Origin of the sequence: Klebsiella sp. A-Nf5 (genome assembly GCF_002810545.1) — a bacterium.
GTDB classification, from domain to species: domain Bacteria; phylum Pseudomonadota; class Gammaproteobacteria; order Enterobacterales; family Enterobacteriaceae; genus Klebsiella; species Klebsiella variicola.
Genome location: NZ_PIOG01000274.1, coordinates 19,970 through 32,711, shown reverse-complemented (window position 1 = coordinate 32,711; position 12,742 = coordinate 19,970). Strand labels below are relative to the sequence as shown.

Genomic DNA, 12,742 nt, shown 5'->3' with positions numbered 1-12,742 from the left:
CGGTGCCCGCATTTTCGCCGGCGGAGCGAATAATACGATACGCTTGCTGGCGTGAGAGTGGCGTTCCGCGACGAGAGATAAACAGCGCGTCGGTTTTTGCCGCCGCTTTCCAGCCGGCGCGGACCAGACTCCAGCGTTCGATCGCCTCGCGCTCATCAAAGCGCAGCGGATGAATAGTCGAAAAACCATTCTTTAGCCGCCGTACATTGACCCGTCCTTCATGCAGATCCAGATCGTGATAGTGCAGATCCAGCAGTTCGCTGATGCGCATGCCGTGACGAAAGGCAAGCAGGATGAGACAGTAGTCCCGTTCGCCGGTAGGTCCCTGACGAGCGGCCTGCATCATTGCCTGAACTTCTTTGGCGGTAAGAAAACGACGTCGGTTCACAATATTGGCTCCTGAAAAAGGGGATGAATGACCGTCACGGCGAAACCTTACGCCATGACGAAAAGAATACGTAATGCTAAAACGTTGTAGGGTGAAGTTGATTAACCACGAATAGATAGCACATTACATTGACTGATACTAAAAATATCGCCGGGCGATAATTCTTAATTTTAAAGATTTTAATCGTTGTCTCAATAGCATCTATAGATGTTATCGCCAGGTGTATAAATTAAAAGGACTTTTTTCTGATACGTGCTGCAATTGAAAAAAACGGTGCAGAAATTTTGTTCGAGCAATAAATAATTTGGTCAAATCCAGAATGAACGCAGGGTTAAATTGGCGTGAAGCTGGAGGGAATAAATAAGAACTTGCGGGAACAGTAAGCATAATTAACGCAGGGTTAATGATAATACATATTTTAATTTTCGGGCAGGTTGCGGGACAACGCCATCCGTGGCGTCAAGGTTATTAGATCAAAGACGATCGCTGTTTGTCGCGCGTATTGTCCCAAATGCCATAGAAGCGTCCCGCGTTGCTGGCGGTATACCAGACGGTATGGCGGATATTGCGATGCCCGAGGTAATCCTGGATCAAACGGGTATCGATTCCCATATTGGCCAGCGCAAAGCCACAGGAGTGGCGCAGCATGTGCGGGTGGATCTCCAGCGGTAATCCCGCGAGATCCCCTGATGAGGCGATAATCTGATAAAACTGCTGGCGAGAAAGGGGATTACCTTTGCGGGAGAGAAACAGCCATTCGCTGGCTGCCTGCGGCCAGCTGCTGCGAATGGCCAGCCATCGCTTTAGGGCGTGGATCTCTTTCTCCAGCAATGGATGGGTGGTCGAAAACCCCTTTTTGAGCCGATGGATATAAACACATCGGGCAGCAAGGTCGATATCCGATATTCGTAGACGGCAGATCTCGCTGGCTCGCAGACCATGGATGAAGCACAGTAATGTCAGGCAATAATTCCGTGCGGCATAGAGGCCGGTATCGGCGGCTTTAAGTAAAGACTCGATTTCATTCTGAGTCAGGAAGTTCCTTTTTTTTATATCGGCGTTATTCGTCATGGTTTTCCCTTTTATTGCAGGCATATTTTTCTCTGTCCAGGCCTGCGTCAGGTCATTGTTAAATTCGACAGCCTTTTTATTTTGAAGCAGCGTGCTGATAACGTTTTAATCTCATGCGAAAGCGTTTCACCGGGTGAAGGCAAAATCTGAACGTTATCGCTGAGTGAGCGTGCGGTATCATAGGTTATCTCCATCACCAACGATAAGACGCCGCAAGCAGAAGGGTAAAGAAAGGGCTAGCGGGTTGAAGTGGCGTCGCTTTCCTGGTGGTTTCCACGTCCTGTACATCCCTGATCCTCTTGATGATGCCCGCATGATGATGAAGGCACGGGCTTCCGGCCACGGCAAGACGGCCATCAATGCCGTCATGATTTATTGCCTGCATGCTGGGCAACATCGCGCCAGCAAAACACTCTCCCGCGCCGACAACGCCCGGGAATAGCGTGAGAAACTTCTCAGACAGAATACAACTCTGAATCGTCTGGATAGCATTCACTGCAAAACTACAACAGCGATTAAACCATACTGCAAAAAGCCTGGGGATAATAGCCATTGTCTGTATGAGGGCACTTTACGCTGTATTTCAGAAAATAAGCTTAATCTAAAGGGGAGTAAAGTTGATAGGAATCAGGCACGGTAAGCGCCGGTAGCGGCGATATCAGTGGGCTGGAAGAAAGGGGGCATCATGAGTATCGGGATATTGTCTGACGATTAGGTGGGAATATTCTGCTCTATGCTAAGAATAAGGTGCAGGCAAAAAACGTCAGCCAGACAACTGAAGTATGAGGGGGGCGTTAAAGGCTCCGGCGGCGGGAGGGCTTACGTCCTTAAGACGCCGAAGCCTGCAGGTTCACCATTTTTCGTCACGTGCTTCCTGACGACCTTCACGGCGGTTTTCCCGTTTATCGTGACGGCAGCTGGCGTTGCTTTGATTGTTATTGCGGACGCATTCCTGCTTGGTATCACGACCTTGCTCGCGACTATCCTGACGGATATCGCGGGCGTCCTGACGCTTTTCGCCGCGCCAGGTCGCCTGCGCCGAAAGAGAGGGTACCAGCAGCGCGATGCAAAGCAGGGTAAATAAGCCTCTTTTCATTAGGATTGATCCTGTCGTAGAGTACAATAAAAAAATAGCAGTTAAAGAATATTCTTGCCGGAAGCGCAGCATAATAAATGACAAAAAAATGCCCGAACAGAAATAAGTTATTTATTTTTGTCTGTAATTTTTCGAGTCACTATTCCTTTTAAAGGGTATTCGTAAACGATAAGCAATAACTCATAAAAAGATATGTCTATGGTATGCTGAAGATATTGAGGCATTTTGCGCTAATATGGTGTAGAGAAGGCAGCGATCGGTAGATAATGCTGAGCTCTGTGACTACGAACATTCACGTGAACAGCGACGACAAATTCCTCGCCCTTCAGGGCTGACACTCTCGCTCGTCTGTCGTGAAGTTGCTGTCAGGCGGTTTACGTTTACTACAATGGCATAATGATGAATACTCCGATTGCGCAGCGCGACTGGCGCCTGCTGGCGGCCGGGAGCGGCGGGCTCCTTTTGCTGGTGGCCGGCATCATGTTGCATAGCCACTGGGGCGATTTTCTCCAGTGGTGCCTCGCCACCCAAATAACCTTACATCGCTATCTGGTGATGTATCTTTTGCTGCTGAATAACCACCAGTACAGCGGCGGCGTCTGGCTGTTAGTGGGCGCCTTTCTCTACGGCGTGCTGCACGCCATCGGGCCGGGTCACGGCAAGTTTATCGTCACGACTTACCTGAGCACCAACCCGGAGAGCCTGACGGCGGCGCGGGTGGTGCCCTTTCTCGGCAGCCTGTTGCAGGGCGTCAGCGCCATCCTCTTTGTCTTTATTCTCGCGGTAGGACTGAATCTGGCCGCCGGCGATCTCAGCGCCAGCCGCTGGTACGTTGAGAAGATCAGCGCCCTGACCATCGGCGCCTTTGGAATTTACATTATCTTTCGCGCGCTGCAGAGCCTGGGGCCAGGCAAGAGCGTGATTCGCGCCATAACACCGGCGCATCAGCATGATGCCTCATGCGGCTGCGGGCACCACGGCGTGGGGCACGATCTGCACGGCGCCGACTGGAAAACACGCCTTGGCGTGGTGCTGGCCATCGGCGCCCGCCCCTGCAGCGGGGCAATCATGATCTTGCTGTTCGCCAACGCGCTGGGGATTGTCAGCTGGGGCATCGCCGCGGTGATGACCATGGCGCTGGGCACCGGACTTTCGATCCTCGCGCTGTCACTGACGGTGCACTATGCCCGCCACCGGGCGGTCAACAGGCTGACGGTGGGGAGTCGTCCGCGGCCCTGGCTGGTGCCGCTGGTGAAGATCCTCGGCGGGCTGGCGCTGATCCTCTTTGCCGCCGGGTTGTTTTTCACCGTGGTGCCGATCAGCGCCAACGGCGACTTTATCGCCGCCGGCTGTTAACGACTTTCCAGCAGGCGCATCAATACCCGCAGCGCCTGATCCAGTTGCAGGCGTTCGCTGTCACTGAGTCCTGCCAGCAGCTGCCGTTCATTATCGACATGGGTCTCCACCGCCTGATCGATCCGCTCACGCCCGACAGGCGTCAGGGCGACCAGCATACTGCGGGCATCCTCCGGGTTCGGCAGGCGGGTAATAAATCCGCGTTTCTCCAGCGCCTTCAGGCGATGAGTCATGGTGCCGGAGGTGATCATCAGCGTGGAGAAGAGCTGGGTCGGCGAAAGAGTGAAAGGGGGGCCGGCGCGGCGCAGCGTCGCCAGCATATCAAACTCCCAACGCACCAGATCGTGGCGCGCAAAGGCCACTTCCACCTGCGGCTCCAGCAGCATGGCGCATCGTTTCAGGCGGCCTATCGGCCCCATTGGGCTGCAGTCCAGATCCGGTCGCTCCCGCTGCCACTGGGCGAGAATGCGATCCACGGCGTCGATCGCGGGTGATTTGTCCATCAGTGCTCACTTGTCTTGATGTCAAGATACTTGTCGGTACATACTTCAGTCACCAATTTAGCTTGAAGTGAAGATAAAATCATGGCTTTTCTCTCACGTAGTCTGATGATCGACTTACTGCTCACCGCGCTGGCGCCCGCTATCTGGGGGACGAGCTATATCGTCACCTCCCAGTTCCTTCCTCCCGATCGGCCATTTATCGCTGCGCTGCTGAGGGTGTTACCGGCAGGCATCGCCCTGCTGATCTGGAGCCGTCGCTTCCCGCAGCGCGGCGAGTGGGCGAAGCTTATCGTTACCGGCATTTTAAATATCGGCGCTTTCCAGGCGCTGCTGTTTATCGCGGCCTATCGCTTACCCGGCGGTTTAGCGGCGGTGATTGGCGCAATCCAGCCGCTGCTGGTGATGCTCCTCGCCTGGTGCGTTGACCGGCAGCGCTCGCCCTGGCTGGCGGTGTTCTCCGCCATCGCCGGCATACTCGGTATGGCCATGCTGCTGCTGTCGCCGCACACCGTCCTCGACCCACTGGGGATCGGCGCGGCGTTTCTCGGCGCGATCAGTATGGCGCTGGGCACCTGGCTCTCCCGCCGTTGGGTGCTCTCCTTGCCGATTGTCGCGTTGACCGGCTGGCAGCTGGCGATTGGGGGAGTGGTGCTGGCCCCGGTGGCGCTGATCGTTGACCCCCCTCTGCATCAGGTGACAGCGCTGCAGGTCGCAGGCTATCTGTGGCTGTGCGTCGCGGGCGCCATGCTGGCCTATGGCCTGTGGTTCCGGGGGATTGGCCGCCTCTCGCCGGTGGCGGTGTCGGCGATGAGTCTGCTGAGCCCGGTGACCGCTGTGGTGCTGGGATGGATTTTCCTTGGACAAAAGATCCAGGGGATGGCGCTGGTGGGGTTGATCGTGGTGCTGGCGAGCGTGCTGTCTATCCAGCGTGCGCTGGCGCGCCAGGCGGCGGGAGCAAAAACGAAAAAAGCCCCATAACGGGGCTCGACATTGCTGCGTGCGGGGTGGGTGGCGGGAGCCAGACCAGCCACCCGCAGGCGGCCTGTCCGGCAGCTCCCTCTGCAACCATTCGCTTATTTAGACAGCTCGGCGGTCATATGGACCTGGTTGCCGGTGTACGCTTCGGTGATGTGGTAGGAAGCGCCTTGTTCTTTCGCAATGGTCGCGATTTTCGCTTCTGCGCTGTCCAGGGTATCTGCTGTCACGCTCACCGGATGAGCGAAGCTAGCGAAAGAAACCAGGGAGAGCATACCGGCAGCGGCGAGTAATTTTACGTTTTTCATGGTGTTTGTCCTTTTAACTTTTATGGTGGAAAGCGTGTTTGCTTTCGATGGACTTATAATAAGTCTGCTAACTATAACGCGCGTTGCAAAAAGTGCGATTTAGATCACATTTTTATGGCGGTGAGATGATGAAAAGATGACAAAGAGATGAATGAGTTTATTTTTTTTTACTTTAAAAACAATGGATTAAATATTTCCCTCTGGAAGGGGATATCGGACGAACTGCTCACGTTCAGGGGAAGGAATGCGCCTCATTCACGCTGAGGTCATTCAGTGCGTGAATGGATTGGTGCTATTTTCACCACTTTCAGGACGGATTCAGACTTATCGCGATGGCTTCCCGACGGCTTTTTCGGCATGCTATTACGGTCATTTCTCTTATGGTCTTGCGTTAGACTTCCTGCGCTGTAAACAACCACCGCTTCGTTTTCACCTATCAATAACCATTTATTAATAGCTGATTGATATCTGTTATATAACTTAATGAAACGTGAACAAATGTATATTTGTCGGCGAATAAATAGCATTCTTTGACGCCGATAGCACCAGCGAACTTATATTTTTAAGTTCGTCACCTGACGCCTTAAATATTGCGGCTCCCGGTCAGTCGAAGATTCTATTAGCAGTGGCATAAATCAGCATCGCCTGATGTTTCTGGTTCTATGCGAATTCACAGTGTGCTCATTGATTCGTAATTCACTCTGACAAGGAAATGGCAATGAAAAAGGTTCTTCTCTCTGCAGCAATGGCAACCGCGTTTTTTGGCATGACTGCTGCCCATGCAGCTGATACCAATGTTGGCGGCGGCCAGGTTAATTTCTTCGGTAAAGTTACCGATGTATCCTGTACTGTTTCTGTTAACGGCCAGGGCAGCGATGCGAACGTTTACCTGTCTCCGGTAACCCTGACTGAAGTTAAAGCGGCAGCAGCGGATACTTACCTGAAACCGAAATCTTTCACCATTGACGTCTCTAACTGCCAGGCTGCTGACGGCACCAAACAGGATGACGTAACCAAACTGGGCGTGAACTGGACCGGCGGTAACCTGCTGGCTGGCGCAACCAGCAAACAGCAGGGTTACCTGGCGAACACCGAAGCTTCCGGTGCCCAGAACATCCAGCTGGTGCTGTCTACCGACAACGCCACCGCGCTGACCAACAAAATCATCCCGGGTGACAGCACTCAGCCGAAAGCGAAAGGCGATGCTGCTGCTGTAGCCGATGGCGCGCGTTTCACCTACTACGTTGGTTATGCGACCAGCGCACCGACCACGGTAACCACCGGTGTGGTCAACAGCTACGCGACTTACGAAATTACCTATCAGTAATTCCGCCAGAAAATAAAACTGCCCCGGTATGGGGCAGTTAATAACAATAATAAAGCGGCGATGTCCGCCGCTTGTATTTTTATTCTGAGGTCAGCATGAAGCGTATTGCCCTTTTTTTCTGTTTCATTTTTAGTTTTGCGGCCCATGCCAACAACATTATTGTTAACGGTACCCGCTTTATTTATCCAGGAAATGAAAAAGAAATAACGGTACAGCTTTCAAATAACGCCGACCGTCCGGCACTGGCGCAGGCCTGGCTGGATAATGGCGATGCCGATGCCACACCGGATACCATTACCACCCCGTTTATTATCACCCCGCCGATCTCGCGCGTTGACGCCAAAAGCGGCCAGACGCTGCGTATTAAGCTCGGCAGCAGCGCCGGTCTGGCAAAAGATAAAGAGACATTGTGGTGGCTGAATTTGCTGGAAATTCCGCCAGTGGTGGCCGATCAGAAAAATGAAGGCCAGAACGTGCTGCAGCTGGCGATCCGTTCCCGCTTTAAATTTATTTACCGTCCTGCCGGACTGGGCAACCGCGATGCGGCGGCCGAGAAGCTGGTGCTCACCGCCAGCGGCAGCAGTCTCGCCATCAACAACCCGACGCCGTTCTACATTACCGTCAGCCGTATTTCCCGCGACGGCGGTAAAGCCCTGAACAGCAAAACCGTGATGCTGGCGCCGCAGTCCAGCCAGACGGTAGCACTCTCCTCCGCCGTCAACCGCGGCGAAACCCTGACCGTTAACAACATTAATGACTATGGCGCCGATGTCGCAGTGAAAGTGGCCGTTAAATAAGGGAAAAGCTAATGAAGCAGAGGTCATTCTGCCCGGGAAGATTAAGCACCGCGATCGCCCTCGCGCTGTGCTGCTTTCCGCCATTTTCCAGCGGACAGGAAAACCCGGGAACGGTATATCAATTTAACGACGGCTTTATTGTCGGCAGTCGCGAAAAGGTCGACCTGTCACGCTTCTCGACCAGCGCGATCACCGAAGGCACTTATTCCCTTGATGTCTACACCAACGACGAGTGGAAAGGGCGCTACGATCTGCGCATCGCGCGCGACAAAGACGGTAACCTTGGCGTTTGCTACACCAAAGCGATGCTGACGCAGTACGGTATCGCTGCGGAAAAGCTGAACCCACAGCTCAGCGAAAAGGAAGGCTATTGCGGTAGCCTCAAATCCTGGCGTAACGAAGAAAACGTCAAAGACAACCTGGTCCAGTCCTCCCTGCGGTTGAACATTTCGGTGCCGCAGATCTATGAAGATCAACGTCTGAAAAACTATGTCAGCCCGGAGTTCTGGGACAAAGGCATTACTGCGCTCAATCTTGGCTGGATGGCCAACGCCTGGAACAGTCACACCTCTTCGGTCGGCGGTTCGGATAACAGCAGCGCCTATCTTGGCGTCAACGCCGGTCTGTCGTGGGACGGCTGGCTGCTGAAGCACATCGGTAACCTGAACTGGCAGCAGCAGCAGGGCAAAGCGCACTGGAACAGCAACCAGACCTATCTCCAGCGTCCCATCCCGCAGCTCAACTCCATCGTCAGCGGCGGGCAGATTTTTACCAATGGTGAATTTTTCGACACCATCGGTCTGCGTGGGGTCAACCTTTCTACTGATGACAATATGTTCCCGGACGGCATGCGCTCGTATGCCCCGGAAATTCGCGGCGTGGCGCAGAGCAACGCCCTCGTCACCGTGCGCCAGGGCAGCAACATTATCTATCAGACCACCGTTCCGCCCGGGCCGTTTACCCTGCAGGATGTCTATCCTTCCGGCTATGGCAGTGACCTTGAGGTCTCGGTGAAAGAGGCGGATGGTTCGGTGGAAGTGTTTAGCGTGCCTTACGCTTCCGTCGCCCAGCTGTTGCGCCCGGGAATGACCCGCTACGCCCTTTCCGCCGGTAAAGTGGATGACAGTTCTCTGCGTAACAAGCCGATGCTCTATCAGGCCACCTGGCAGCACGGTATCAACAACCTGCTGACCGGCTACACCGGGGTTACCGGTTTCGACGACTATCAGGCCTTCCTGGTGGGGACCGGGATGAACACCGGCATCGGCGCGCTCTCCTTTGACGTGACCCATTCGCGGCTGAAGAGTGATACCCATGATGATTCGGGGCAGAGCTATCGCGCCACCTTTAACCGCATGTTTACCGATACCCAGACCAGCATCGTGCTGGCGGCGTACCGCTATTCGACAAAAGGCTATTACAACCTCAACGACGCGCTGTATGCCGTCGATCAGGAAAAAAACAGCCGCAGCAACTACACCCTGTGGCGGCAGAAAAACGGCATGACCTTCACCGTGAACCAGAACCTGCCGGACGGCTGGGGCGGGTTTTATCTGAGCGGTCGCGTCTCCGACTACTGGAACCGCTCCGGGACCGAGAAGCAGTATCAGGTCAGCTACAACAACTCATTTGGTCGTCTCTCCTGGTCGGCGAGCGCGCAGCGCGTTTACACGCCAGACAGCTCCGGTCATCGCCGCGACGATCGTATTTCACTTAACTTCAGCTACCCGCTGTGGTTTGGCGATAACCGCACCGCCAACCTGACGTCGAACACCTCGTTCAACAACTCGCGCTTTGCCAGCTCGCAGATTGGTATCAACGGTTCGCTGGACAGTGAAAACAACCTTAACTACGGCGTGTCGACCACCACGGCCACCGGTGGCCAGCACGATGTGGCGCTCAACGGCAGCTACCGTACGCCATGGACCACGCTCAACGGCAGCTACAGCCAGGGCGAAGGCTATCGCCAGAGCGGCCTGGGCGCCAGCGGGACGATGATCGCCCACAGCGGCGGCGTGGTGCTCTCGCCGGAAAGCGGCTCGACGATGGCGCTGATTGAAGCCAAAGACGCTGCCGGCGCCATGCTCCCGGGGTCGCCGGGCACCCGTGTGGACAGCAATGGTTACGCCATCCTGCCGTATCTGCGCCCGTACCGGATTAACGCCGTCGAGATCGACCCGAAAGGTAGCCTTGACGATGTCGCCTTCGATCGCACCGTGGCGCAGGTTGTGCCGTGGGAAGGCAGCGTGGTTAAGGTGGCGTTCGGCACCACGGTGCAGAACAACCTCACGCTGCAGGTGCGCCAGGCGAACCATGAGCCGCTGCCGTTTGCGGCGAGTATTTTCTCTCCTGATGGTAAGGAGATCGGCGTTGTCGGCCAGGGCAGCATGATGTTTATCAGCGATGCGAATGCCAAACGCGCGATTGTGAAGTGGAGCGGCGGGCAGTGTTCGGTGGATCTGGGACCGCAAACAACAAAGGATAGCGTATGTCGCTGAGGAAATTACTAACGCTTTTTATCGTCTTAATGGCGCTGGGAACCACCTCGTCCTGGGCCGTCTGTACGCGCCTTTCTTCGCCAACGGTAATGCTGGACATGGTGGTGGGCAGGGTGGTGGTGCCTCCGGATCTGCCGGTGGGGTCGGTGATCCTCACCCGCGACTGGACGATGAGCGCCCCCGGCGGCGCGAGCTATCGCTGTACCTCCGGCACCAACCGCTTCGCGGCGAAGATTGTTGCGCCAGGGGCCACTGACCTCGGGAATAAAATCTATTCCACCAACGTGCCGGGTATCGGCATGCGTTTCAGCCGCGGCGGCGCGACGGTCAATATCGTCTATCCCGACGTCTTTTCGTCGCGGGTATCAGGTACCACCAACTATTCGCTGGAGGGGTCGCGCTTTACGCTGGAGATTATTAAAACCGCAGCGACCACCGGCAGCGGCACCCTGGCAACAGGGAAATACACCTCCTATGACTGGGAGAGCGGCGGCAACCCGATCCTCGAAACGTATCTGAGCGCCAACGCCATCACCGTGGTCTCGCCCTCCTGTACGGTGATGAGCGGGAAGAATATGAATGTCGATGTCGGTTCCATCAGACGCAGTGACCTGAAAGGGGTGGGGACTACCGCGGGCGGGAAAGATTTTAATATCGACCTGCAGTGCAGCGGCGGCCTGAGTGAAACCGGGTATGCCAATATCAGCACCTCGTTCTCCGGAACGCTGGCTACCAGCACGACGGCGACCATGGGCGCGTTGCTCAATGAAAAGGCCGGCAGCGGCATGGCGAAAGGCGTCGGTATTCAGGTGCTGAAGGATGGATCGCCGCTGCAGTTTAATAAGAAATACACCGTTGGTCGCTTGAACAATCAGGAGACTCGCTACATCACCATACCGCTGCACGCGCGCTTTTATCAGTATGGGCCGACGACCAGCACCGGCGAGGTGGAGTCGCATATGATCTTTAACCTGACGTACGATTAATACGGGAGGGGGAATGAAGGGATTGCCGAAACACACTATCGCGTGGCTGCTATTCTGCGGCAGCCTCGCCGCTCCCTCGGCGTGGGGTTTCGAGACTAATTATGACCGCGGACGGGTCGAATTTGCCGGGCGGGTGACGGATATCTCCTGTAGCGTCGCGCTGAATGGCGGTCAGCATGCCGGCAATGGCAACGTCTGGCTGGCGCCGGTCAGTCTGGCGGAAGTACACGATCGCGGGGCCGGGGCGTTTATGAAGCCGCAATCTTTTACCCTGGCGCTGTCAAACTGCCAGTTGCGCCATGATGGCGGGGCCGCCTCGCAGGACGAAGTGCGACGTGTCAGCGTTCGCTGGATCGACGGGTTTTTACTGACGGCGGTTGGGAATGAGAATGCGGGCTATCTGGCCAATACCTTGCCAGATGGGGCGCAGAATATTTATCTGGCACTGTCGACCAATGATAATAATACGCTGGATAAAAGTAATAAAATTGTCCCGACGGACCCGCAGCAAAATCAGGTGCATTTGCAGGAAAGCGCGGTCAGCGGTGGCTTGTTTACCTATTACGTAGGCTACGTTTCCCCAACGCCAAAAAGCGCCACTAGCGGACCGATTACCAGCTGGGCAACGTGGGAATTAGTTTATAATTAAGCAATGTTAAAAAGCCGGGAAATCCCCGGCTTTTTTATCTGCGAATATCGTCAGCGACCAGTTGTTCAATACTGACTTCCTGCCAGTAATGCCCCTGAATGGCAAACCACTCCATTCCCTGCAGCCATTTTTTATGGGCTTCGCTTTCCACACCTTCAATAATCACATTGTGATGATTGCGGGATAAAAAGGTCACCAGCGCATCCATCAACTGGCGGCCGGACTCTTTGCGCATCAGATGCCAGAAAAAATCTTTATCAATTTTGACATAGTCAAAATGATAACCTCTGATGGCGTTAATCCCCGCATAGCCTGAGCCGAAGTCATCGAGCCACAGCGAGGTATCTTGCGGGCTTTGCCAGGCGGCCAGGGAATTATTGAGAAGATTCTCGGCGTTTTCGGTCACTTCAAAATGGACGCAGGTGAGTGCGGTAATTTTATCTTTTATTTCCTTCTGGCGCAGCAGATTCAGGATATGGTCATCGACGTTAATCGTGGCGGAAATGTTGTTGCGTAAAAACCATTCTTTATGTTTTTCAATCAATGCCAGTTGCTCGAGAAAAATACGCTCACGAACCGCCGCGGTAGCATGACGAAAAAAGTATTCAGGAGAGACGGGAAGATTATCGAAGCGGCTCAGGCATTCGACCGCGACTAAGGTACCTTGTGGAGAAAACATTTTCTGAAAGACGTAGCGTACAGCGATATCATTACGAGATAAAATGTTGTCTTCGGTTATTTTAGTGTTCATTATCCCTCATCACGAGGTTAGTCAGACAATAGGCAGA

At 54.5% G+C, this 12,742-nt stretch carries 13 protein-coding genes and 1 pseudogene; 8 read left to right on the top strand and 6 right to left on the bottom strand.

Going from position 1 to position 12,742, the window contains the following annotated elements; all coding sequences use genetic code 11:
- Positions 1–388: pseudogene (gene fimE / locus CWM53_RS28120) on the bottom strand (type 1 fimbria switch DNA invertase FimE); the annotation flags it as partial.
- Positions 389–856: 468 nt separating this feature from the next.
- The gene (fimB, locus tag CWM53_RS28115; RefSeq protein WP_074387637.1) at positions 857–1,459 is read right to left on the bottom strand and encodes a type 1 fimbria switch DNA invertase FimB; all 603 of its coding nucleotides are present in this window, start codon (positions 1,457–1,459) and stop codon (positions 857–859) included.
- Positions 1,460–1,772: 313 nt separating this feature from the next.
- On the opposite strand from fimB, the gene CWM53_RS32180 reads away from it, so the two are divergent.
- Entirely contained in the window at positions 1,773–1,901 is a 129-nt protein-coding gene (locus tag CWM53_RS32180; RefSeq protein ID WP_264755188.1) for a hypothetical protein, read from the top strand.
- Positions 1,902–2,309: 408 nt separating this feature from the next.
- Here the strand turns inward: CWM53_RS32180 and CWM53_RS28105 are convergent, their stop codons facing one another.
- The gene (locus tag CWM53_RS28105; protein ID WP_074387638.1) at positions 2,310–2,555 is read right to left on the bottom strand and encodes a hypothetical protein; all 246 of its coding nucleotides are present in this window, start codon (positions 2,553–2,555) and stop codon (positions 2,310–2,312) included.
- 399 nt (positions 2,556–2,954) lie between these two features.
- Here CWM53_RS28105 and CWM53_RS28100 point away from each other — a divergent pair, with 399 nt between their 5' ends.
- Positions 2,955–3,911: a nickel/cobalt transporter gene (locus tag CWM53_RS28100; protein ID WP_100675890.1), complete on the top strand. Its 957-nt coding sequence runs from the start codon at positions 2,955–2,957 to the stop codon at positions 3,909–3,911.
- Here CWM53_RS28100 and CWM53_RS28095 read toward each other — a convergent pair.
- On the bottom strand, positions 3,908–4,414 hold the full coding sequence (locus CWM53_RS28095) for a MarR family winged helix-turn-helix transcriptional regulator (RefSeq protein ID WP_074387639.1): 507 nt from the start codon (positions 4,412–4,414) through the stop codon (positions 3,908–3,910). The genes CWM53_RS28100 and CWM53_RS28095 overlap by 4 nt on opposite strands.
- An 81-nt stretch (positions 4,415–4,495) precedes the next feature.
- Between CWM53_RS28095 and CWM53_RS28090 the strand changes: the two genes are divergently transcribed.
- Positions 4,496–5,392, top strand: coding sequence for an EamA family transporter (locus tag CWM53_RS28090; protein ID WP_100730062.1), 897 nt, complete (start codon positions 4,496–4,498; stop codon positions 5,390–5,392).
- Between the two features lie 95 nt (positions 5,393–5,487).
- Here the strand turns inward: CWM53_RS28090 and CWM53_RS28085 are convergent, their stop codons facing one another.
- Positions 5,488–5,697: a DUF1471 domain-containing protein gene (locus CWM53_RS28085; protein WP_002916131.1), complete on the bottom strand. Its 210-nt coding sequence runs from the start codon at positions 5,695–5,697 to the stop codon at positions 5,488–5,490.
- A 718-nt stretch (positions 5,698–6,415) separates the two neighbouring features.
- Here CWM53_RS28085 and mrkA point away from each other — a divergent pair.
- From mrkA to mrkF, 5 genes are all read left to right on the top strand, one after another.
- Positions 6,416–7,024 (top strand): type 3 fimbria major subunit MrkA, encoded by a 609-nt coding sequence (gene mrkA, locus CWM53_RS28080; protein WP_008806369.1) that lies wholly within the window; start codon positions 6,416–6,418, stop codon positions 7,022–7,024.
- A gap of 95 nt (positions 7,025–7,119) precedes the next feature.
- Complete coding sequence (mrkB, locus tag CWM53_RS28075; RefSeq protein ID WP_061153388.1) at positions 7,120–7,821, top strand: type 3 fimbria chaperone MrkB; 702 nt, start codon at positions 7,120–7,122, stop codon at positions 7,819–7,821.
- Positions 7,822–7,832: 11 nt separating this feature from the next.
- Positions 7,833–10,319 carry a type 3 fimbria usher protein MrkC gene (mrkC, locus tag CWM53_RS28070; RefSeq protein ID WP_074387640.1) on the top strand — a complete coding sequence of 829 codons (2,487 nt, stop codon included), beginning with the start codon at positions 7,833–7,835 and terminating at the stop codon, positions 10,317–10,319.
- The gene (mrkD, locus tag CWM53_RS28065) at positions 10,310–11,305 is read left to right on the top strand and encodes a type 3 fimbria adhesin subunit MrkD (protein ID WP_012967267.1); all 996 of its coding nucleotides are present in this window, start codon (positions 10,310–10,312) and stop codon (positions 11,303–11,305) included. The genes mrkC and mrkD overlap by 10 nt, the downstream gene beginning before the upstream one ends.
- A gap of 13 nt (positions 11,306–11,318) precedes the next feature.
- Positions 11,319–11,954, top strand: coding sequence for a type 3 fimbria minor subunit MrkF (gene mrkF, locus CWM53_RS28060; RefSeq protein WP_049008697.1), 636 nt, complete (start codon positions 11,319–11,321; stop codon positions 11,952–11,954).
- A gap of 34 nt (positions 11,955–11,988) precedes the next feature.
- On the opposite strand, the gene mkrJ is transcribed toward mrkF, so the two are convergent.
- A complete protein-coding gene (gene mkrJ / locus CWM53_RS28055; protein ID WP_074387641.1) occupies positions 11,989–12,705 on the bottom strand; it encodes a phosphodiesterase MrkJ in 717 nt (238 codons plus the stop codon).
- Between the last annotated feature and the right edge of the window lie 37 nt (positions 12,706–12,742).

What these genes read in the sequence shown, in the direction of transcription:
- fimB (WP_074387637.1), bottom strand. Translation starts at nt 1,459, where the DNA reads ATGACGAATAACGCCGATATAAAAAAAAGGAACTTCCTGACTCAGAAT.
- CWM53_RS32180 (WP_264755188.1), top strand. Translation starts at nt 1,773, where the DNA reads ATGATGATGAAGGCACGGGCTTCCGGCCACGGCAAGACGGCCATCAAT.
- CWM53_RS28105 (WP_074387638.1), bottom strand. Translation starts at nt 2,555, where the DNA reads ATGAAAAGAGGCTTATTTACCCTGCTTTGCATCGCGCTGCTGGTACCC.
- CWM53_RS28100 (WP_100675890.1), top strand. Translation starts at nt 2,955, where the DNA reads ATGAATACTCCGATTGCGCAGCGCGACTGGCGCCTGCTGGCGGCCGGG.
- CWM53_RS28095 (WP_074387639.1), bottom strand. Translation starts at nt 4,414, where the DNA reads ATGGACAAATCACCCGCGATCGACGCCGTGGATCGCATTCTCGCCCAG.
- CWM53_RS28090 (WP_100730062.1), top strand. Translation starts at nt 4,496, where the DNA reads ATGGCTTTTCTCTCACGTAGTCTGATGATCGACTTACTGCTCACCGCG.
- CWM53_RS28085 (WP_002916131.1), bottom strand. Translation starts at nt 5,697, where the DNA reads ATGAAAAACGTAAAATTACTCGCCGCTGCCGGTATGCTCTCCCTGGTT.
- mrkA (WP_008806369.1), top strand. Translation starts at nt 6,416, where the DNA reads ATGAAAAAGGTTCTTCTCTCTGCAGCAATGGCAACCGCGTTTTTTGGC.
- mrkB (WP_061153388.1), top strand. Translation starts at nt 7,120, where the DNA reads ATGAAGCGTATTGCCCTTTTTTTCTGTTTCATTTTTAGTTTTGCGGCC.
- mrkC (WP_074387640.1), top strand. Translation starts at nt 7,833, where the DNA reads ATGAAGCAGAGGTCATTCTGCCCGGGAAGATTAAGCACCGCGATCGCC.
- mrkD (WP_012967267.1), top strand. Translation starts at nt 10,310, where the DNA reads ATGTCGCTGAGGAAATTACTAACGCTTTTTATCGTCTTAATGGCGCTG.
- mrkF (WP_049008697.1), top strand. Translation starts at nt 11,319, where the DNA reads ATGAAGGGATTGCCGAAACACACTATCGCGTGGCTGCTATTCTGCGGC.
- mkrJ (WP_074387641.1), bottom strand. Translation starts at nt 12,705, where the DNA reads ATGAACACTAAAATAACCGAAGACAACATTTTATCTCGTAATGATATC.